General features: G+C 40.4%; 18 protein-coding genes. 11 read left to right on the top strand and 7 right to left on the bottom strand.

Annotation, left to right across the window (positions count from 1 at the left end; translation table 11 throughout):
• Positions 1-37 precede the first annotated feature (37 nt).
• The 3 genes from DC094_RS08310 (at position 38) to DC094_RS08300 (ending at position 3,444) form a co-directional block, all read left to right on the top strand.
• Positions 38-1,429 carry an aldehyde dehydrogenase family protein gene (locus tag DC094_RS08310; RefSeq protein ID WP_116686650.1) on the top strand — a complete coding sequence of 464 codons (1,392 nt, stop codon included), beginning with the start codon at positions 38-40 and terminating at the stop codon, positions 1,427-1,429.
• Between the two features lie 55 nt (positions 1,430-1,484).
• Positions 1,485-2,669 carry an iron-containing alcohol dehydrogenase gene (locus tag DC094_RS08305; RefSeq protein ID WP_116686649.1) on the top strand — a complete coding sequence of 395 codons (1,185 nt, stop codon included), beginning with the start codon at positions 1,485-1,487 and terminating at the stop codon, positions 2,667-2,669.
• 73 nt (positions 2,670-2,742) lie between these two features.
• On the top strand, positions 2,743-3,444 hold the full coding sequence (locus DC094_RS08300; protein WP_116686648.1) for a glutamine amidotransferase-related protein: 702 nt from the start codon (positions 2,743-2,745) through the stop codon (positions 3,442-3,444).
• A gap of 55 nt (positions 3,445-3,499) precedes the next feature.
• Here the strand turns inward: DC094_RS08300 and DC094_RS08295 are convergent, their stop codons facing one another.
• Positions 3,500-4,456: a LysR family transcriptional regulator gene (locus DC094_RS08295; RefSeq protein ID WP_116686647.1), complete on the bottom strand. Its 957-nt coding sequence runs from the start codon at positions 4,454-4,456 to the stop codon at positions 3,500-3,502.
• Between the two features lie 308 nt (positions 4,457-4,764).
• Positions 4,765-6,816, bottom strand: a complete 2,052-nt coding sequence (locus DC094_RS08290) for a RecQ family ATP-dependent DNA helicase (protein ID WP_241503993.1) — start codon at positions 6,814-6,816, stop codon at positions 4,765-4,767.
• Positions 6,817-7,134: 318 nt separating this feature from the next.
• On the opposite strand from DC094_RS08290, the gene DC094_RS08285 reads away from it, so the two are divergent.
• Positions 7,135-8,403 carry a lysozyme inhibitor LprI family protein gene (locus DC094_RS08285; RefSeq protein ID WP_116686646.1) on the top strand — a complete coding sequence of 423 codons (1,269 nt, stop codon included), beginning with the start codon at positions 7,135-7,137 and terminating at the stop codon, positions 8,401-8,403.
• A gap of 97 nt (positions 8,404-8,500) precedes the next feature.
• On the opposite strand, the gene DC094_RS08280 is transcribed toward DC094_RS08285, so the two are convergent.
• Positions 8,501-9,130: a LysE family translocator gene (locus DC094_RS08280; RefSeq protein ID WP_116686645.1), complete on the bottom strand. Its 630-nt coding sequence runs from the start codon at positions 9,128-9,130 to the stop codon at positions 8,501-8,503.
• A gap of 161 nt (positions 9,131-9,291) precedes the next feature.
• Positions 9,292-9,525, bottom strand: a complete 234-nt coding sequence (locus tag DC094_RS08275; protein ID WP_116686644.1) for a DUF2789 family protein — start codon at positions 9,523-9,525, stop codon at positions 9,292-9,294.
• A gap of 232 nt (positions 9,526-9,757) precedes the next feature.
• Between DC094_RS08275 and DC094_RS08270 the strand changes: the two genes are divergently transcribed.
• Positions 9,758-10,672: a hypothetical protein gene (locus DC094_RS08270; protein WP_116686643.1), complete on the top strand. Its 915-nt coding sequence runs from the start codon at positions 9,758-9,760 to the stop codon at positions 10,670-10,672.
• A gap of 474 nt (positions 10,673-11,146) precedes the next feature.
• Positions 11,147-11,788 carry a nitroreductase family protein gene (locus tag DC094_RS08265; protein ID WP_116686642.1) on the top strand — a complete coding sequence of 214 codons (642 nt, stop codon included), beginning with the start codon at positions 11,147-11,149 and terminating at the stop codon, positions 11,786-11,788.
• Between the two features lie 204 nt (positions 11,789-11,992).
• Here the strand turns inward: DC094_RS08265 and DC094_RS08260 are convergent, their stop codons facing one another.
• Positions 11,993-13,348, bottom strand: a complete 1,356-nt coding sequence (locus tag DC094_RS08260; protein ID WP_116686641.1) for a hypothetical protein — start codon at positions 13,346-13,348, stop codon at positions 11,993-11,995.
• 548 nt (positions 13,349-13,896) lie between these two features.
• Between DC094_RS08260 and DC094_RS08255 the strand changes: the two genes are divergently transcribed.
• Together DC094_RS08255 and DC094_RS08245 are read left to right on the top strand one after the other, a co-directional pair.
• Positions 13,897-14,673 carry a hypothetical protein gene (locus tag DC094_RS08255; protein WP_133245501.1) on the top strand — a complete coding sequence of 259 codons (777 nt, stop codon included), beginning with the start codon at positions 13,897-13,899 and terminating at the stop codon, positions 14,671-14,673.
• A gap of 250 nt (positions 14,674-14,923) precedes the next feature.
• Complete coding sequence (locus tag DC094_RS08245; RefSeq protein WP_133245500.1) at positions 14,924-15,319, top strand: hypothetical protein; 396 nt, start codon at positions 14,924-14,926, stop codon at positions 15,317-15,319.
• Here DC094_RS08245 and DC094_RS08240 read toward each other — a convergent pair.
• On the bottom strand, positions 15,306-15,893 hold the full coding sequence (locus DC094_RS08240; RefSeq protein WP_116686637.1) for a uroporphyrinogen decarboxylase/cobalamine-independent methonine synthase family protein: 588 nt from the start codon (positions 15,891-15,893) through the stop codon (positions 15,306-15,308). The genes DC094_RS08245 and DC094_RS08240 overlap by 14 nt on opposite strands.
• A gap of 121 nt (positions 15,894-16,014) precedes the next feature.
• Between DC094_RS08240 and DC094_RS08235 the strand changes: the two genes are divergently transcribed.
• From DC094_RS08235 to DC094_RS08225, 3 genes are all read left to right on the top strand, one after another.
• A complete protein-coding gene (locus DC094_RS08235) occupies positions 16,015-16,977 on the top strand; it encodes a LysR family transcriptional regulator (RefSeq protein WP_116686636.1) in 963 nt (320 codons plus the stop codon).
• Positions 16,978-17,011: 34 nt separating this feature from the next.
• Positions 17,012-17,617, top strand: a complete 606-nt coding sequence (cobO, locus tag DC094_RS08230; RefSeq protein WP_116686635.1) for a cob(I)yrinic acid a,c-diamide adenosyltransferase — start codon at positions 17,012-17,014, stop codon at positions 17,615-17,617.
• Between the two features lie 558 nt (positions 17,618-18,175).
• The gene (locus DC094_RS08225) at positions 18,176-19,111 is read left to right on the top strand and encodes an RluA family pseudouridine synthase (RefSeq protein WP_116686634.1); all 936 of its coding nucleotides are present in this window, start codon (positions 18,176-18,178) and stop codon (positions 19,109-19,111) included.
• A gap of 33 nt (positions 19,112-19,144) precedes the next feature.
• Here DC094_RS08225 and DC094_RS08220 read toward each other — a convergent pair whose 3' ends face one another.
• Positions 19,145-19,942, bottom strand: a complete 798-nt coding sequence (locus tag DC094_RS08220) for a hypothetical protein (protein WP_133245499.1) — start codon at positions 19,940-19,942, stop codon at positions 19,145-19,147.
• Positions 19,943-20,204 lie beyond the last annotated feature (262 nt).

The raw sequence follows: 20,204 nt of genomic DNA, 5'->3' as shown, positions 1-20,204 counted from the left end.
CCATTAATTATTTAATATTCAAGATGAGAAGTAAATAATGAATAATCAGTTAAATACCATTTCACCAATTGATGGCTCAGTTTATGTTTCTAGAGATTATGCCACTGACCAGCAAGTACAGCAGGTGCTATTAAAGGCACAGCAAGCACAGAAACATTGGAAAAAAATTCCAGTAATGCAAAGGGCTGCAATATGCCATGCCATGGTTGATGCTTTTATTGCAAAGAAAGATCAAATCGCAGAAGAGTTATGCTGGATGATGGGACGGCCAATTCGTTATGCCGCTGGTGAAGTAGACGGTCTGGAAGAACGCGCACGGTATATGATTGACATTGCCGATCAAGCGTTGGCGACGGTAAAGCTGGAAGATAAACCCGGCTTTAGTCGTTATATCAAGCGAGAATCATTGGGTGTGGTTTTTGTCATCGCACCGTGGAACTACCCTTATTTAACTTCTATTAATGCGATTATCCCGGCAATTATGGCGGGTAATTCGGTGGTTCTAAAACATTCGGCTCAAACACCTTTGTGTGCTGAAAGATTAGATGATGCTTTTGCTGAAGCAGGTTTGCCTGCTGGAGTATTTCAACATTTACATTTAGATCACCCGACCACTGAATCTGTTATTCAAGCTGAGCAAGTGAATCATGTTTGTTTTACTGGCTCGGTTTCTGGTGGTGCGATGGTGGAACGTGCTGCAGCCGGGCGCTTTATTGGCTTGGGATTGGAGCTTGGCGGTAAAGATCCTGCTTATATTCGAGCTGATGCTAATTTACAACATGCAGTAGAAACGACAATTGATGGTGCTTTTTTTAATTCTGGTCAGTCTTGTTGTGGCATTGAACGAATTTATGTTGATGCGGCAATTCATGATCAATTTGTTGAAAAAGCAGTTGCACTGATTAAGCAATATAAATTGGGTCGTTCGGATGATCCAACTACCACGCTAGGCCCTCTGGTAAAAGCTGAGGCCGCTGAATTTGTTCGTGTACAAACAGCCGAGGCAATTGCCCAAGGCGCTCTGGCTCATATTAATGCTGAAGATTTTGTGATGGATCAGCCAAAAACTGCTTATTTGGCACCGCAGATTTTAACGAATGTAAATCATAAAATGCGAATAATGACCGAAGAGTCTTTTGGTCCAGTAGTAGGAATTCAAAAGGTAGATTCTGACGATCAAGCCATCGAGTTAATTAATGATTCAGAATTTGGATTAACAGCTTCTGTATTTACTCAAGACATAGAAGCAGGTATTGCGATAGGTGAGCAGTTAGAAACGGGTACTTTCTTTATCAATCGATGTGATTATCTTGATCCAGAGTTGGCTTGGGTCGGAGTTAAAAATTCAGGCAAGGGCTGTACTTTATCTACTTTGGGTTATGAACAGTTAACTCGTGGAAAATCATTTCATTTAAAAACTAGCCTGTAATAAAATACAACAATAGATTTTATCTCAATCGAAGCATATTTTACGAGATTTTTATATGAGTTATCAAAACCTGACTGGAAACTGGAATTATCCAAGTTCAATTCGTGCTGGTGCCGGAAGAATTTCTGAATTGGCCGAATGTTGTAAAAGCCTCGGTATAACAGCGCCACTACTGGTTACCGACCCAGGCTTGGCTGCACTGCCTATGGTGCAGCAAGCGCAGAACAGTTGCGTGGTAGCAGGTTTGAATTGTGGTGTTTTTAGCCAGATTAAAGCTAATCCTAATGGGAAAAATGTTGAAGATGGCGTAGCCGCATATAAAGCCGGAAAGCATGATGGTGTGATTGCTTTTGGCGGTGGTTCTGGATTGGATGCTGCAAAAGCGATTGCTCTAATGGTGGGGCAAGATCGTCCTTTATGGGATTTTGAAGATGTCGCAGATAATTGGACTCGGGTAAATGAATCGGGCGTAGCGCCGATTGTTGCTGTGCCGACGACTGCGGGAACCGGTTCAGAAGTTGGGCGAGCATCGGTTATTACCGATCAGGACAATCAGATTAAAAGAATCATTTTCCATCCGAAAATGTTGCCATCATTAGTGATTCTTGACCCTGAACTCACCGTTGGATTACCCGCCAAAGTAACGGCAGCAACTGGGATGGATGCGTTGTCGCATAACCTCGAAGCCTTGTGTTCGCCTTTCTATCACCCGATGGCAGCTGGCATTGCAGTGGAAGGTATTCGATTGGTTAAGGAGCATTTAGCAACCGCTGTTGCTGATGGAAATAACATTGAAGCCAGAATGCAAATGCTGCTGGCATCATCCATGGGTGCAACTGCTTTTCAAAAAGGCTTAGGCAGTATGCACGCATTGGCGCATCCACTAGGAGCAATTTACGACGCGCACCATGGTTTGTTAAATGCGATTTTAATGCCATATGTTTTGCAATCTAATCGAGCATTTATTGAAGAAAGAATTGAACGAACTGCCCGATACATAGGTCTGGAAAATAGTAGCTTTGAGGGTTTTATGCGTTGGGTTTTGGCCTTACGAGAGCAGTTAGGTATTCCACATAGCTTGTCAGAAATAGGTCTAGCTGATTTAGCATCGGACCAGAGCCAGTTAAATAAAATAGCAGTCATGGCGACTGAAGATCCAAGTGCGAGTGGTAATCCAGTTCAATATAGCGCTGAACAATATGCCGTTATCTTAAAAGATGCGGTACTCGGAAAGCTCTAATTAGATTCAAGCCAGCTCCGACTTTACCGTTAGAGATTGTCGATAAATAGAACTAAATAAAAGGTGATACTGTATGAAGATCGGTATCTTGCAATGTGACGATGTGCAGGAAGCACTTCAGTTGGAATTTGGCAATTATCCATGCATGTTTCAAAATCTGCTTAACCAGATTTCGAATGATTTAACTTGGCAGGTTTATGATGTACGAATAGGAGAATACCCCGAGCACTTGGATGATTGCGATGGTTATATTTCGACTGGGAGTCGCTATGGGGTTAATGACTCGCTAGCTTGGCTTGAACCATTGGAAGCTTTTGTACAAAAAGCCTATCGTGCGAAGAAGCCATTTGTGGGTATTTGTTTTGGTCATCAGCTAATTGCCAAGGCGCTGGGTGGTAAAGTCGATCGATCTGAAAAAGGTTGGGGTGCTGGGATCTCATTTAACCAGATAGTGGTGCAAACGCCATGGATGAAACCACAACAAAATGGTTTAGATTTAGTGGTAAGTCATCAAGACCAGGTGGTTGAATTACCTGAAAACGCTCAAGTGCTAGCGCAAAGCTCATTTTGTCTTAATTATATGATTCAAATAGGCAGTAGCATGCTGGGTATTCAAGGGCACCCCGAGTTCTCTCGTGCTTATTCTTCGGCATTAACTAATGCTCGCCGTGATCGCATTCCAGCCCACCGGGTACGGGAAGCACTTAATTCTTTGCATGCTGATGTTGACGATTTAACTATGGCTCGTTGGATTTTAAATTTTCTTCAGCAATGATGGATAGTTTATCTTAAAATGCCTCGGTTTATCGCCGAGGCATTTTTATTCTTATTTAATCATTAGAAATTATTATTTTTGACTTTAACCAGCGATATTCATCGGTGATTTGTGATAAAAAATTATAGTTTAAAATTTTTCGACAATCACTGGCGATCATTCCAGGCAAATCACCTAATTCATTCTGACGAGTGATTAGTGTGATATTACGATACCATGAATCTTTTAATGGAATCAGTTTTACTTGCTGCTGTTTAATGCTGCTTTGAAATAAACACAGCGGCGAGGTAATACAGCAGCCGATTCCTGAGGCTACTGCAGAAACGATAGCAAACGAGTTATCCAGCTGCAGCCTGGCGACGGGTTCGCATTGATTGCGCCGTAAATAACGCTCGATATCTTGGCCGATTAATGAACCACTGCTGTAGCGAATCAGGTCGTAGTGCTGTAATACAGAATGCAGCTCTTGTGGCCCATGATAATTATTAGGAACAGCCAGCACAAATGGCTCTTTTATAATTCTATGACGCGCAAGATCGGAAATACTATCGAGTGGGTCGTCGGAAATAATCATGTCGACTTGACGACTATTTAGCATATGGGCGTGTAAATGTGATTGCCCGGTCATTACTGACCAGTTTTGAGTCCGTTGACTGACCGCGTCAATTAGTGGCTTGCCAACCGCAGTAATCATTGAATCGACGAGCGCCATTTTTACATGTCGTAGCAATTTGTAATCTGCTTTGCGCATATCCTGGCTAGTTTGTTTTGCGGTATCGAGCATGGTTGTTGCACGGTCAAAGAAATAACGGCCGGCAGTGGTCAATTCCATTGGCCGAACACTACGATCTAATAGCTCGACATGCATTGATGTTTCTAAATTAGATAAGCTTTGAGAAATTGAAGATTGGCTCATTCCCAAATTACGTGCAGCAAACGTCATATTGCCGGTTTTAACTACCTGAACGAAGGTTTCTAGCGCTTTTAGATCAAAGCCGAATGAGGAGGCCATAGCAATATTGAGCCTTATTTTGAAGTGCCCAGTCAGTTGATTTGAGCTATGTTGCAGCGCAAACAAGAGAAGCTGACTTTATTTTGTATCTTTTTAATACCGTAAAGAACAAATCAGGTAAAGCTTATTAAGAATTTAAAAGCTGAGTGGAAATATGACTTTGGTTAAAGGTGCTTATGATAGTGAAACGAATCGAAGGGAGCTAAAAGCGTATATAAATAATCCGGCATTTATCATATAAGCGCCGGATTATTTATGTATAGAGATCTATGGTATGTCGCAAAGAGCTAGGGCTGTAGTGCAATGATTTACTGCTGCAAGGCCTTCAGAATTCTATCAAATGGGTATTGTTCCAGCTCGGCATAGGTTTTTAATTGGCGGGCTTTAATGCGCGTTAAGTGCGGCGAGCTAATGCCACTTAAAAAACGCGCTTTTAGTACGGCTGTTGGTTCAACAGAAAAAACAGACTGGTATTTTTCTACCAATGGCTGGCAAGCTTTATTCAGATTGGCCGCTTGTAATGTGGGTAGCTGAATTGGCGGTTGTAGCGCAGTTGTTTGCCCGGTGCACACTGAGCAATGACCACAATTGGTAGATAACGTTTGCCCAAAATAATCAGCTAATTGCAATGATAAGCAGCTATTGGCTTCGAATAAATTGAGCATTTGTTGCAATCGATTAATCTCAGCCTGCTGGCGGGTCAAAAACATATCGCGTAATCGCTGGGCAAGCACTGCAGGCTCAGGGATGGCTTTTAACACCTCAAAAGCTTCGGTCATCTGTTTGGTTTCTAATTCGATCCAACCCTGCTCTTGGAAATAGTCCAAAGCTAGCGTGACTCTTGAGCGCTCGCTGGGATATTGCTGGTGTAATGCATCGAAATCAACCGTCCACCAGACGCGAGCTTTGCTGGAGCTGGAGAATAGTGCTCTGACAAATTCAGCGCGTTCGCCCTGGAATTTTGTTTCCAACTGATTCTGGTCGACCAGCAATTTAAAACGGAACTCAGCAAACCAACTAAATAGCGGTTTAATAATGCCTTCTAGTTCTAGGTACACCAATAGTGTTTTTAACGGTAGCATCCGAATATTAGTGGTATTAGACAGCGGAAGAAGCATAATTTCCCAGCGCTGTTGGCTTTGCTGGCACTGCTGAATTTGTTCGATAATCTGAGCAATTTCATGTTGATCAGGAGTGTCGCCATAAACATAGTTTTCTAGTAAATGCAGATTATCCCGCCCAGCCAGCATTAAACATTCTGAATCTTGTCCATCACGCCCGGCGCGGCCAATTTCCTGGCTGTAATTTTCTAGCGATTTTGGTAAATCGTAATGTACGACATAGTGAATATCAGATTTATCGATGCCCATACCAAATGCAATTGTCGCAACAATACACTGGTGCTGATTGTGCATAAATGCACGCTGAATTTGCTCACGTTGCTCATGGCCCATGCCTGCATGATAGGCAACCGCTGAAATGCCTCGCTTGCTTAATGCATTGGCGACATCTTCGGCTGTTTTTTGCTGGGTGACGTAAATAATGCCGCTTTTCTGCTGACGTTCGCTTAGCCATTGTCCGAGTGTTTCTAGCCGTTCATGCTGGGCAACTGATTGGACTTTTAATTTAAGATTAGCGCGATAAAAGCCAGTTAATTGTACGTCATGATTATGAATAAAAAACTTCTGCTGCATATCATCAATAACTCGAGGTGTCGCCGTTGCGGTGAGCAGTAAAGCCTGAGGAATTGAAAATTCTTTTAAATATTGTGGCAATTTTAAATAATCAGGGCGGAAATTATGCCCCCACTCTGAAATACAATGCGCTTCATCGACTACTAATAATGAAATAGGTACTCGATGAATAAAATTTCGAAAACGTTCATTTTTTAAACGCTCAACTGAAATCATCAACACTTTAATCTGACCCGATTGAACATCTCGCATAGTTTGCTGAGTTTGTTCCCGAGTCTGGGTTGAATCAATGCTAGCGGCAGCAATCCCTTTCGCTTGTAAAAAGCTCAATTGGTCTTGCATTAAGGCCAATAGCGGTGATACCACCAGAGTGAGATTTGGCAGTAATAATGCTGGAATCTGATAGCAAAGTGACTTGCCAGAACCAGTGGGAAAGATCGCTGCAGCGGACTTGCCTTGCAACACTGACTGGATGATTTCCAACTGCCCCCGGCGGAACTGGTCAAAGCCAAAGTACTGCTGCAAAGTTTGGATGGCAGCTTGTTGGATTTGCGCTATCTGCTGACTAGTTTGTTGAATGGCACTGGCCGCAGAAGTTGTTGAAGATGGCGCTGGGGCTGAGAATTGCGATTGATTGGAGTTCATAGGTCGATGTGAAGCAGACATAACAGAGACCAAATATATAACAGTGCTGTATATTTAGCCAGTATCTGTTGTTTTGGCAAGATTAAAAGTAATTAATTGTCATTTGTTTTCGTTGGTCAGTAAAGGCGCATCATTTAGCGCATCACTTGTGCTAAGACAAAATATTCGATTGTTGTTTATGGCAGAGCCTTTATTATCCTAGCCGCAAGTAAGTTTGGTACGACAGTTTTAATTTGCATATTGGATGCTTATCTAAAGTGTTGTTTAGGTATGCTCGGCTAACAAGACATTACTATTGATATTGTTTTTAAGTCGCAGTCAATTAAATATGAGACTTTTATGAAATTCAGGTTGGTACGTCTTAAGCTAGCTGTGTTGGGTTTATTGCTATCTTGCCCAGTATTTTCTGCCAGCTTAGATTGCAATAATGTAACGAATCAAATAGAACAAGAAATTTGTGATGATCGAAAAAGCTTTAAATTAGACAGCCAACTAAGCAATTTATTTAATCAGCTCCATCTCTACAGCACTGATCAACAGCAACCCGTGCTAAGGCAGCAACAGTTAGCGTGGCTCAAGCTCAGAAATGAGCAATGCCAGCTTGCCAGTAATACACGCTTATGTTTACGAGATGTCTATCAACAACGGTTGGGCGAGCTGAATGCCAAAGCAGGCTTTATGTCGAATGATATGGAGCAAGCAGAACCACGCTTATTGCGGTTCCTTAAAAGCTCAAAAATCTTCGATATGTTAGAATACCCAAAGTATTACAAAATTAACCAAAAACAATTTGTAGTGGCTATCGACTGGGATCAGTCAGGCAAAATTGGCCATGGTTTATATTACGTTGATCTTAAAACCGATGAGCTAGAAAGAATCTTCTCTGGGCTACCTCAGTTTGATGGCATCTACCAAGATCAGAACAGAATGGTGGTGGTAATTCGGGCTGCTGTCAGTAAATCAGGTTTGGTTAATGAAACGATTTCTGCCGTGGTGATCAATAATGGTGTTTACTCTAAACATAAAATTATTGAAGTGAATTATTATCAGCCCCATCGTGATAATAATGACATTTGCTACGATGCAATGAGTGCTAGTTCTCAGGGGCGACTTGCTGAAATTTCTAGCATTCAGCAGCTGAAAATTACCGATGTAGATAATGATGGTTTTCGTGATGTAACGGTCAATATTGATCGTAAAAATTGTAGTAATGGTCAGATAGAAAATAAAATATTCGGGCTAGTTTCTGCAGCAGAAATTATAGCGTTAGAATCTACTCCGATCGCTCCAAAGCCTGATATTGCAAAGCCTGATGTTGCAAAGCCTGATGTTGCAAAGCCTGATGTTGCAAAGCCTGATGTTGCAAAGCCTGATATTGCAAAGCCTGATATTGCAAAGCCTGATGTTGCAAAGCCTGATGTTGCAAAGCCTGATGTTGCAAAGCCTGATGTTGCAAAGCCTGATGTTGCAAAGCCTGATGTCGCAAAGTCTGATATTGCAAAGTCTGATGTCGCAAAGTCTGATGCGAGAAATCTGACTTTGCCAGTACTGGAAGCTATTTTGTCGGAAGTGGATCTAAAAAAGCCTAAAATAGAGCTGCTACAGTAGGCTGTCATACTGATAACATTTGTACCTAAGCAGCATTCTAGACAAAACAAAGGTGCTTGTTAGTGCTATTGTTTTGTCTAGAATTAATTAAATAAAACTAATCATTTTCTAACGCTAATCCAACACCCAAACTAACCAATAAACCACCGGTTATTGTATTAAATCCGCGATTAACCGAAGGCTTTGCTAGCCAGTTTTTTGCTTTATTGACCATTAATACTAAGCTACTTTGCCAGGTCATAGCGATCAAAAAGTGTACGCTAGCTAACACCATCGACTGAAAAATTGCCGAACCAGTCGGGTCGATAAATTGTGGTAAAAATGCCATATAAAAAATTACAGTTTTTGGATTTAATACATTAGATAACAGACCTTCACGAAATGAGCGCATCGCAGAAAAGCTATGTTCATTAGCGCTGGCGATATTCAAACCGTTACTGCCTTTCCAAGCTTGCCATAAGCTACCAACACCCAGCCAAACCAGATAACCAGCCCCCGCGAGTTTTAACAGGCTAAAAGCCATTGCTGATTGTAATAAAATAACCGAAATACCGGCTGCCGAAACTAATGCATGGGCAAATAAACCGCTGCAAATACCTAGGCTAGTCACGGTACCATCAAGCATGCCGCCGCGACTGGTATTACGCATCACGATTAGCGTGTCAGCACCAGGAGCCATAGTCAGTAGGGTTAAGGCGATCATGGCAGGCCAAAGGTCAAACAACATAGAGACAACTCATTGATAAATAGACGGCTGGTAGATGCCACAGAATAACAGAGAAATGCTCAGCACAGCGCGCCAATAGTCGGATTGGCTCGCCGCTAATTTAGGTTATCTGCTGATACTTTAATCATGGAATGGGCACTAATTCCCAGCCGTTGTTTTTTTTAATCTCTTAAAGCCTGATTCAACTGATCGACCACTTCGGCCCAGTCAGAATCTAGTTGCACCGATTCCCGGAGAAACATGGCTTGTGAGGCATTCCAGAAACCGGCTTCCTCTAATGGAATATTGGCGGGAAGTGATCGGTGGTTTTCGATGAAATTGGCTATTGATTGGTCGTTGTCAGATAGCCCTAGCTGCATAAACAAGGTTCGGAAGTTATGTCGGTTAAGTTCCATAGTTATTAAGCTCTTGTGTTGAAAACGAGATCTCCAACCACCAGTTTAGCTGGCTTGTGGCTAAAGCTATTCCTAGCCGACCAGTGAGTAGTCGCGAAACGCAATTACTATCAATGAGGTGAAAACCTGAATATGGCGTGGCAGATATATTGCCATTGCTTTTTCTCTAATTGCAATCAGCTAGCTGGCTATTCATTATCGGCCAACGCTTCTAACAAAAATAATAAAGCTTATGAATTCGATTACTCGCCAGTTGGCACTTGTCAGTTTATGCAGCTCATTTTTAGTTGCATGTAGTAGCAGTAACGCACCTTCTTCCGATAAAGCTCCAGATAATATTCCGGGTGACCAACAGGTTTCTACCGCCAATTTAAGTGGCTTGTGGCTGGTTAAAGGCCAGGTAAATGGTCAGCTGGATGGCTCACCAGAGCATGGGTCACTTGCCGGTAGCTTACAAAGTTGGAATCAAGCGATCTATCGAATTGAAGTTAATGCTAATGGTTATTCGATGAGCTTGTGCGCCGGTGATTACCTGCAGCAGCCAGTTCAATTGATTGAAGAGGGTGGGGTGCTGCGTACCAATGGACAAATTATTGGTGAAGTGGCACAAAATACCACGATCACCTTTAATTCTGATTTCGCGCAAAATCTGACGGCCGAAACATTGCAAAGTGCATTATATGATCAAACCGATGCCACTTCGGCTAACCAAGCGGCATTAGCAGGGCTTAATTACACTGCGCAAGCTAGCAAGGTTCGTGATGATATGAGCGCACCTTTAGCCGCGATTTCTGTTAACCAGCAGCAATATTCAGCCAATTGTTTTAGCCAACAAGGCTTTAGTTTTAATAATGCACAACAAGATCTGCAAGTTGCAGAGTTAGTGCTGGCACAAGCGGTTGCTGAAAATACTGAAATAGCAGTTAGCCCGATGAAGGCTGAATTACGCTGGTCTAGCAAAAGTGGAAAAATAGCTAATTTTGCTGAAATTATTGCCAATGGCGAGCAAATGCTAGCAGGCAACCCTGCTATTGTAATGCCGCAAATGGCTCAAGATGTTCTGCAGTATCAGGCGCAAGCTGAGTTCACGAGTAATGGGCAATTTACCGATGCGTTATCGGTAGAAGTTGACTTGTCTAATTTGTAATTATGAAAATTAATAAATAATGCTGCTTCTTTTTTATCGAATATTTCCTATTAAATTTCTTTGTCAAAGAAGTGGTGTTTTTTATTTCATTAGTACCTTATAAATATAGAAAGAAATACTCTTGATGTAGGTCGTTATGAGCGAAGCGAATAGTGACTTTCCAACGAAATGTCACGCTTCGCCAAGGCTTAAGGATGACCTACGCAAAAGCGTAGAAAGATTATTTATTTCCACGGCCCTTCTCGAGCTTAAGCGAGCAAGCGATATTGCACACCAACTAGTCATGGTAGTGTCTTCAATCTGTCGTCAATTGTATTGAGCTTTTGGTTTTGATCAAAACCAAAATAAATATGGCGGATTGTCACCTTTTGTCTTTTGCTGTCTCCGGCAATCATAAATTCCAACCTTAATACTTTCCTCTTTCGCTGAATCTCGATTTAATAAGGCAGTTTTCCGTTTCAGGATTGAGTTACTATGAAATTTGACCTTATTGATCAGCTAAGCAACCGTTATAGCACCAAGATATTCGATGCCAACAAGCAAGTACCCCAGGCCAAGATTGATATTCTAAAAGAGTCGCTACGACTGAGTCCGTCATCAATTAATAGTCAGCCATGGCACTTTTATATTGTCTCTGACCCAAAGGTGAGATCGGAAATCGCGGCAGCTGCCTGGGATTTTAATCAGCCAAAATTTAATGATGCATCCCACGTGTTTGTTTTTTGTGCCAAAACTGAGTTTGGTGCTGAAGATGTGCGTAAGATTGAGCAAAATGTTGCAGATACTCGTGGAGAAGCGCTTAACCAACAGCGCTTTGAAATGATGAGTGCTTACGCTGAAGGCATGGAGCCAGGCAAAAAAAGTGAGTGGCTGAAGCAGCAGGTTGCTATGGCATTTGGCCAGTTTATGCTGTCTTGCCAATTATTAGAGCTAGATTGCTGCCCAATTGGTGGTTTTTCAGAAGAAGCAATGGACCAGCTTTTAGGTCTGAAAGAAAAAGGCTTAACTTCAGTGGTGGTTGCTGCGGTGGGTTATCGCTCAGAAGAAGATTTTAATACGGTAGATAAAGCAGCTAAGGCGCGTTTATCCCAGCAAGAAGTGATTACCGAACTATAACGGTTAATCAATAAAAAAAGTGCCAGCAGTAAAACTACTGGCACCTTTTCATGCATCGCACAGTGATTTTATAATTCACTGGCTGCACTAAAACGCCTAACGAAAGTGTTCTGCAGACTTAACTATTAATTGCAATGATGACTCCGTTTCTGGTTGTTTTTTAATTTTCAGGTAGAGGCCTTTAAATATTACAGATATCACAAGCTAGTCATTGCAACTTGGATCTATTCTAGTTATAGGTGTCACACCTGCTGGCGTAGGAATGACAACACTACTAATAACAGAATAAGTCGTTAATTGTGATTCGCTCATAATACAAAAGTCGACGCCATCTTTAATGGTAAAGAAATAAAAATTTCTTCCGGTAGGGCTACCTAACATTGAATTAGCGTAATTGATGTATCGCTGATGACGAGGGTCATTATCTGTAAGTTCTGAAGCGTCATCTACGTCGCCACCACTCCATGAATGCACACCTAAAATACCGCCTCGTTCAAAAGTACGACTCGTGCCTGTAAGAAAAAGATCGACGCCGCCAGAATATGCTTGGCCATTGGCCGGCATATGGGTAGATAGGCCAGCAGCTCGAATAAAGGGACCGTAGTGAGCAAGTTCCTCATCGTCTTCTGAGCCAGGAAGATCTATAAATATCAAGCGAGTAACGGTTGGGTTTTGACGAATAAAATTCAGGATGGTTCTACCAGAACCTGTGATATATAACCCCGACATATAAGCATCTGTAGTTGAAGCAATCGGTGTGAAAGAGAGTGCTTGTTCAGGGGGCGGAAATGACTGTTCGAGCTGTTCGTTGGAAAGCGTAAAATTCAGCTGACCACTACTACAATTTACAACAATATTAAAAAATCTATCGCCATTTATTTCTTGTTCATTCAGGCTATCAATAACTGCTGAAAAGCTATTGATACATAAGTTATTGTTGTTTTGTAATAACTTAAAGCGCTTTAAATTTTGATTGTTTTCAATTGAAAAAGCTAAAGAAATGCCCGGTAAGTTTCTACTGGTCAATATGATATTTTCAAGATTATTGTTGGTTGCATCTTGTTGATAGCTTATCGTATCCAGTATTTCAGATAATGCAGGGCTTCCAGTGAAGCTAAAGCGACTTTTTGCTATGGGTAAAGGTAAGCTAACAGTGGTTGCTCGATAGATGTTTTCATTCACTAATTGTTGATTGAGTGTTAATGGCGAGGAAGGCTCTGCTATGGAAGACAGTTGATGAGGATTGTCACCAGAGAACTGTAACAACGTTTGTGTCGCATGATGTACTAATTGTTGCTCAGAAGTCTGGCGATAAAACCATTGGTTTCTATTGTAAATATCGCAAGTGTTTTTTTGCAAATCATAGACTTGAGAATTGTCTGTGGCGACAATTTCGTAACACTTGTTGTTATTAGATTTGACAATAAAAAAACTATCAGATTCAATTTGATTGATTTGTAATTTTGGTAAAGGGCTACTGCTATTACTACTGCCTCCACAGCTTACTAAAGCTAAGGAGCTAGCGCTAATTAGTAGGACGAGCTGATAAAATACCTTCATATCAATTATACCTAAACGACTAATTAGACATAACTTTATGATAAAATCTAGCTAAAAGCTCAAAAAAATTAATTAAATATGCGAAGCTATTCCGTAAATAAGGTTTTTTGAGTACTTGGTAGTTGTTTTGTTTAAAACAAAACAGTCACTACTGAGAAGCTGTCTTATCACTTGTTAAGCTTTTGGTCACTAATATTGCACCAACAATGATCAGTAACAACCCAGGCAGTAAACCCATATGACCGAAGCAAACCGTCAAACCGCTACCTAGCAAAAGCCAACCAATAACCTTTAGCATCACCCAATCTCCTGTTGGTTTATGTCTTTTAGGATATGCCTTTGGCTGGCAAAATCAAGTTGATTTTAATGATGTAATTTTATTTTAATGTATGGGAGTTTTTCTATGTCGATGACTGAAAAATGACTTTGTTTTTTATGCCGCTAAGTAAGAGTATGGAATGCGACAAAGAGCTAAATAATGGAGGTGATTTTTTAGTTGTTAATGCTGGGCTATACTTTATGATATTGTAAGTTACAGAGCAATGGAAATGTCTTCAGAAGCTTTATTAATGGAACTACGAAAGCTCAAGTCTGAAGTTGGTGATGTGCTAAAAGGACTCGATCTAATCGAAAAAGATACTTTTATTAGTAAAATAGTTAGCCTTGAATTACATGGGTATAATGGAATAATATTTGGTGTTTTATTGAAAAAAGTTTTTTTATCGTATATAAAAACTGGTTCTTATCGGCGAGTTTATTTTCAAAATTCTTTTTCTATAATGCGGACGTCAGTTCTATGTCGAAAATTTTTTTCCGGTGTTTCAGATGAAATTACACTTAATTTTATAAAAATAATTACGGAGAGTTACCGGAGAGTTAATCTTGTTTTAAACATATCGGGTGATCCTTTTCTTCCTAAAGATAATGGAGGCGTTGCTGTTAGCCATAGGATTTGGCTTGGAAAGCTTCCTGATGAAGATACCTTTACAAGAGTATGTGCTGCAGAAAAAAGGCTATCACAAAAATGGTTGAAAGCAGGAGGAAAACTGGCGAATCCGAGACATATATTATGGACAAATAATCAGTTGTTAATGAATGGTGTGTATGACCACATAGCAAAACATGCATCACTTGAAATACGAAACATAGATGATTTATACGATATAGCTACTAAAGAATATAAAGAAATTAGAGTAACGCTTATATTTGCTAATAGCCTTATTCAGCATCAAGAATATGCTCATGCATGCGATATACTAAGAATACTAATATTATATTTTTTTTGGTGGATTATATTTAGATTTTACTTTTTTTTCACTTCCTGATGTTATCGATTCTTATCTTTATAATCGAAGTGAAAAATTTTCATTTAACACTGAAGATGTTAGGTTTACTCAATTTAATCAACCAACTAATCCTCGTTCTTGTGTGCTTCCACAGGGAGTTTCAACCGGATTCGATTCTTTTATGTCAACAATATATAAGCCTGTTCCAATTTATTTATGCGGGATGGAAAATGGCTTAATATATATTGGTAAGCCCTATTCTAATTGTACTGGTCACATGCTGAAGTTTATGAAAGAAGCTATTGAATCTGAACATTTCAATGGTAAATATAAAATTTTGCATTGTTATAGAATGGAGCTGTTAGGAGAAACTGATAAGATTGATTATCGACTGCCGGGCCTTCATGCTTTGTTTGATTATTTGCCAATTCATCACGGTCTCTGGCAAGATTTAAGAGTGACCACAGATGAATCTTTAATAAAAAACTTCGGAACTTTAAGGCAGTCTTTTTCGTATAAACCTGAGGGTTTCTTAACGCAGTACACTCCTGATTTAATCGATCATTTTGAAAAGTTAAATCAAGATTTTTTTCACTATCATCCTGTTTTAAGCCTTTGCAAGACACTTAATGCATCATGGGCTACTAAAGATATAGCTCGGGTCAGAGTCTTTAGAGAATTCTAATCCATAGTCTTTCTGGCAATTTCTGTTTCGCTTGTTCCAGTTTGGCAGCGATGATTTTTGAGTGCGTAGTGTGTGCTTGGAAGTAAGCTGATAAAACTTTATAAGCAGGTAGTCGATCTAGCAGTATATCTACCAATGCTGGTTGACCGGTAAAATCCAGTTCGATGCCATCGGCTTGCAGATCTAATAGGCGATCGAGATTCTCTGCCGGTTGGTTAATACCACTAATTAATAAGTTAAGTGGCGCACTACACAAACGGCTACAGGCATATTCCAAAGCTTCCCACCATACCGCCGCTAAGTTGCCAGTGAAGGCAGGCTCATTGATTCGAATCCATTGCTGTCCGCTGTCTGCTTGTTGCTGTAAAAATCTGCAATATTGATCGACGACCTGGTTTAGATAGCTCAACCGCTCTTCAAGCGGAAGTTCTAGTTGAGCCTGGCGCATGAAACTGACCGGCCCGGTAATCGTGGCTATTTCGCTTGGCTGACTTGCTACTGAATAACTACTCAAAAGCTGTGTTAACTGCTGCAGGCTATCCTGGGCGGGTTGAGTTACTTGGCTCTGGCTCATGGTCTCTCCGGTACTGTTATTATTTTGCGCTATGCCAGAGCGACTACTTAATTTCTGGCGCTTGCCTTCTAGTGTCTAGTGGTTTTACTATTGAATCAATTTCAATAATTTCAATAAAAGCATGAACAAAGTTCAACCTGAAGTATCTACGATCAAAGATCGGCTGGAGCTGCGCCATCTCCGGACGTTACAAGCGATTCGTCATAGCAAAAGTTTGGCAGAAGCTGCTAATAAGTTGCACTTGACTGCTTCCGCACTGTCACACCAACTGAAGGAGATGGAGCAAAAGCTGGGTAATGATTTATTAATCAGAAAATCACGGCCACCCAGATTTACTACAGCAGGTTTGAGATTATTGAAGCTAGCTGATCAGATTTTGCCTGTGGTTCGTGCGACAGAAAGAGATTTAACTCGACTGGGCAGTGGGGAGGCTGGACGATTGCACATTGCAATTGAATGTCATAGCTGCTTTCAGTGGCTGATGCCGTGTATTGATGATTATCGACAGCATTGGCCGAATATTGAAGTCGATTTATCGGCGGGATTTAATTTTGCACCGATGCCGGCGTTAATCCGTGGTGATCTTGATTTGGTAGTAACTTCTGATACTTCGCCAATTGAAGGTATTAGTTATATCCCATTATTCCGTTATGAAATATTGTTAGCATTAAGCGAACGTAATCCATTGGCAGAGAAAACATGGATCGAAGCGGAAGATTTACAAAATCAGGTATTAATTAATTACCCGGTTGATCGACAGCGGTTAGATATTTTCTGTCATTTTTTAGAGCCAGCAGATGTTGAACCAGCTGGCTTACGAACGTCAGAACTGACGGTGATGATGTTGCAGTTGGTGGCGAGTAATCGTGGCGTAGCAGCTTTGCCTAACTGGGCATTAGATGAATATTTACAGCGAGGCTATGTTCAGGCTCGCCGGTTGAAGCCACCTGAGAAAAATGGATTGTGGAGTGTATTATATGCTGCAGTACGTGAAGAACAGTTAACTTCACCTTTTATGAAAGATTTTTTATTAACAGCGAAAGATAGCTGTTTTGAAAATCTTAATGGAATAGAGATGATCTAATCGATCATGTTTTAATTATTTTGATAGGTTATTTATGAGCAAAGAAATCGATACTGAAAAATTTGATCAGCGAATGAAACGAACGAAAGAAGTTGTCGATCAGAAAATCGCTAAGGCCACTGAAGAGCGCGGTGTCACTATTGTGATTACTGGCAATGGTAAGGGAAAAACCAGCTCAGCTTACGGAACTGCGTTTCGGGCGTTGGGATATGGCAAGCAGGTAGGCTTGGTTCAGTTTTGCAAAGGCCGGCAAGAAACAGGTGAACGCTTAATGCTGCGCAAGCAAAGCGGCGTACAATTTTATGAAATGGGCACCGGTTTTACTTGGGAGTCAGGTGATCATGCAGGGCAAAAAGCAGCTGCTGAAGGTGCTTGGGCCGAAGCAAAACGGATCTTACAAGACCCGGATATTTATCTGCTGGTGTTAGATGAAATTACCTATATGTTCCGCAATAAATTTCTCGACCTGGATGAAGTGGTGCAAGCAATTGCTAATCGTCCATTAGAACAAAGTGTGATTATTACCGGCCGTGGTTGTCCGCAAACGCTAACGGATTTGGCTGATACGGTGAGTGAAATCCGCGATGTGAAGCATGCATTTCGGGCCGGTATTAAAGCGAGGGAAGGTATCGAATTTTAAGTTTGTCGATCATATTTGCTTTCTTGGTGGATTGTTCCTGTGACGTTGAAGAATTTTTGCCAAAACAGCGGTGTGAATTACCCTGTGAATAACTTGTTATTAATTATTTTTTAATTCGAGTAAACAGCTAATTATCTATGCTGCTTGATATTGGGTAAATAATTTAAGTTATTCACAGCCTGTAATGTGGCAAGTCTATTTAGTAGTGGATCGATATTGATTCTACTAGATGTAGTCTGTGAATAGTTTTATAGAGTTCAGGTCTAGCAGGTTGATTAGTACACTATTCCTGTGGATAAGTCAGTGGATAGCCTGTGTGACAACTATGAATGGATTTACATCTTGCTGATATAGCTTGGCTGTAGCGCTTTTTATCAATCTGGTTGTTTTTTGATCAGATAAAGGTTATCCAGCGGGTAAATAAAGTAAGCTGCTAGTAAGGCTGAAGTAAGTGTTATCACCAAGATCGATCATCATGAATTTTCTCGGCCACCATTACGTCTAAAATTCTCATTACCTTCTCATCATTATCACGATTGATTGCAGAGCCAAGTTGTTATGTACCATTGTCAGTTTCCTGTCAGTTATCAGATCTTCCAATCACAAAGGTTGATTGAATTTCTCACAGAACAGTTCAATCAGGTGGTGGAAGGCACGGCCGAGCAATGGCTGTCACAATCGAGAGTATTGGTGGATCAGCGACTATGTCGAGAGGATTTGCAGCTTGAGTTAGGCCAGCAAGTGACTTTGAAGATGTTGGATCATTTTGAAGCCACAACCTGTAATTCATGGCGCAAGGTTTGGGAAAATGAGCAGTTGATGGTGATTGATAAACCAGCAAATTTGCCAGTAAGCCGTACCACACGAAACTTGTTTAATACACTCATTCAGTTAGTTCGCCGGCAAACGCCTTTTAGAGATGCACACTTATTACATCGGTTAGATGCTGAAACTTCTGGTTTGCTGGTAATTGCAAAAAACAAACGGGCAGATAAAAAATATAAATCGAAAATTAAACGATTAATTACTAAAAAAATCTATCACGCCAAAGTTTGGGGGGCTCCTGAGTGGGATGTGCTGGATTATCGATCAATTCTGGTTGAAAAAGCAGGTAGTAAAATTCGCAGTCAGGTTTATTCAATCAGCCAACAAACACTCGACAATGATTATGACGGTGTTTACTTAAAACCAAAGAAGGCCCGTACCGGTTTTAAGGTACTCAAACGAGAAGATGGCTATGCCTTGATTGAATGTGCTTTATTCACAGGCCGTAAGCATCAAATTCGAGCTCAATTAGCTACGCTTGGCTACCCTATTGTGGGTGATAAAATCTATTCGTTTGATGGCTATTACTATTTGAAGCGGCTAGAACGATTGGAGGGTGCATTAACAGAAGAGGATTATGAAAAATTAGGTGCTAGATGCCATAAATTATCTGCTGTAAAAATTAAATTAGTACTTAAAGATGATATTTTTGATTTTAATTTAGTTTGAAATGTTTTCTTGTGAATTAGTAGGTATGGTTAATTAATCGTCTGGTATCATATCAAAGCCATCACTTGAAGCTTCTGATGAGCTGTCTTCTATAGCAAGTAAATTAAAAGATGTTAATAGTGGCATGCTTTCAGATCTTCGGATTACCTGTCCTGAAAGCAGTGAATTAGCTGTCTTGGCGAGTTGCCCTAAATAGCTATGCATTTTCGAGCAATAATCAGCGGCAGAAGAATCTATGAAAGAATATCCAAATGTTTGAGCAGCAAGCAGGTTTAAAGGGTTGTCGTCAACAATTGTAACATCGCAGCTTTTTATATCTTGTACGTCTAAAAAATATTTTATTTTTCCTATTTTACTTTGTTCAGGTGAAAGATATCGATCGCCGCTACCACTCAAAGATCGCCTAATTATTTTATCGGGAGTAAAAAAACTATAATAATTGAAAATATAAATATTTCTAAATGCTTGGTATAGACCGAAAGTTTCCGTTAAAGCGAGTCTTATCGATTCAATATCATAGTGTCCATCTGTTAATATTATCACAATAGTATCTGACTCGATTAAATCAGAATGTGTGTGAAATGATTTATGTGGCTGCAGGCATAACGAAGCAAAAAGTCTTTTATGTAAAACTGGGTACAATGGATAAACTATTCTTCCTGAATAGTGACCATTGTCGAAGCGAAATAATTTAGTACAGTTATCCCCAATGTTAGATAACTGAGATGGGCTAATCGCTGTACCGTGATATAATCCTCCTTGCCTTGATGCCTCAATTCTTTTTTTAGATGTAAACAATGTCTCATCTAGGTCCATCACTAGTAATCGCATAGCAGGCGTCCATATCCTTATTAGTTGCCAACTTTCACAAGTCTCAGCATAGCAGAATAAAATCCGATAAAATCACTCAGTTTTTCATGTTTAAATGAGTGAATATTTGTAGCAATAACCAAAAGTGATCTGTTATGAAGCGTTCTAATTGACCATAGCCACTAGCTAAGTCATTGATTGAATAATTCTATCATTCGATATAAACAAGTTTAAAATCAAATGATTGCGCTGCTTATTGTTGCGACCGTACTATAAACAGCAT

Origin of the sequence: Pelagibaculum spongiae, from assembly GCF_003097315.1 — a bacterium.
GTDB lineage: Bacteria > Pseudomonadota > Gammaproteobacteria > Enterobacterales > Pelagibaculaceae > Pelagibaculum > Pelagibaculum spongiae.
Note: the sequence above shows the minus strand (reverse complement) of the source record. Positions and strands in the feature narration are given on the sequence as shown.

What these genes read in the sequence shown, in the direction of transcription:
- DC094_RS08265 (WP_116686642.1), top strand. Translation starts at nt 11,147, where the DNA reads ATGAAATTTGACCTTATTGATCAGCTAAGCAACCGTTATAGCACCAAG.
- DC094_RS08270 (WP_116686643.1), top strand. Translation starts at nt 9,758, where the DNA reads ATGAATTCGATTACTCGCCAGTTGGCACTTGTCAGTTTATGCAGCTCA.
- DC094_RS08285 (WP_116686646.1), top strand. Translation starts at nt 7,135, where the DNA reads ATGAAATTCAGGTTGGTACGTCTTAAGCTAGCTGTGTTGGGTTTATTG.
- DC094_RS08280 (WP_116686645.1), bottom strand. Translation starts at nt 9,130, where the DNA reads ATGTTGTTTGACCTTTGGCCTGCCATGATCGCCTTAACCCTACTGACT.
- DC094_RS08245 (WP_133245500.1), top strand. Translation starts at nt 14,924, where the DNA reads ATGAAAGAAGCTATTGAATCTGAACATTTCAATGGTAAATATAAAATT.
- DC094_RS08255 (WP_133245501.1), top strand. Translation starts at nt 13,897, where the DNA reads ATGTCTTCAGAAGCTTTATTAATGGAACTACGAAAGCTCAAGTCTGAA.
- DC094_RS08240 (WP_116686637.1), bottom strand. Translation starts at nt 15,893, where the DNA reads ATGAGCCAGAGCCAAGTAACTCAACCCGCCCAGGATAGCCTGCAGCAG.
- DC094_RS08235 (WP_116686636.1), top strand. Translation starts at nt 16,015, where the DNA reads ATGAACAAAGTTCAACCTGAAGTATCTACGATCAAAGATCGGCTGGAG.
- DC094_RS08275 (WP_116686644.1), bottom strand. Translation starts at nt 9,525, where the DNA reads ATGGAACTTAACCGACATAACTTCCGAACCTTGTTTATGCAGCTAGGG.
- DC094_RS08305 (WP_116686649.1), top strand. Translation starts at nt 1,485, where the DNA reads ATGAGTTATCAAAACCTGACTGGAAACTGGAATTATCCAAGTTCAATT.
- DC094_RS08220 (WP_133245499.1), bottom strand. Translation starts at nt 19,942, where the DNA reads ATGCGATTACTAGTGATGGACCTAGATGAGACATTGTTTACATCTAAA.
- cobO (WP_116686635.1), top strand. Translation starts at nt 17,012, where the DNA reads ATGAGCAAAGAAATCGATACTGAAAAATTTGATCAGCGAATGAAACGA.
- DC094_RS08295 (WP_116686647.1), bottom strand. Translation starts at nt 4,456, where the DNA reads ATGGCCTCCTCATTCGGCTTTGATCTAAAAGCGCTAGAAACCTTCGTT.
- DC094_RS08225 (WP_116686634.1), top strand. Translation starts at nt 18,176, where the DNA reads ATGTACCATTGTCAGTTTCCTGTCAGTTATCAGATCTTCCAATCACAA.
- DC094_RS08300 (WP_116686648.1), top strand. Translation starts at nt 2,743, where the DNA reads ATGAAGATCGGTATCTTGCAATGTGACGATGTGCAGGAAGCACTTCAG.
- DC094_RS08290 (WP_241503993.1), bottom strand. Translation starts at nt 6,816, where the DNA reads ATGTCTGCTTCACATCGACCTATGAACTCCAATCAATCGCAATTCTCA.
- DC094_RS08310 (WP_116686650.1), top strand. Translation starts at nt 38, where the DNA reads ATGAATAATCAGTTAAATACCATTTCACCAATTGATGGCTCAGTTTAT.
- DC094_RS08260 (WP_116686641.1), bottom strand. Translation starts at nt 13,348, where the DNA reads ATGAAGGTATTTTATCAGCTCGTCCTACTAATTAGCGCTAGCTCCTTA.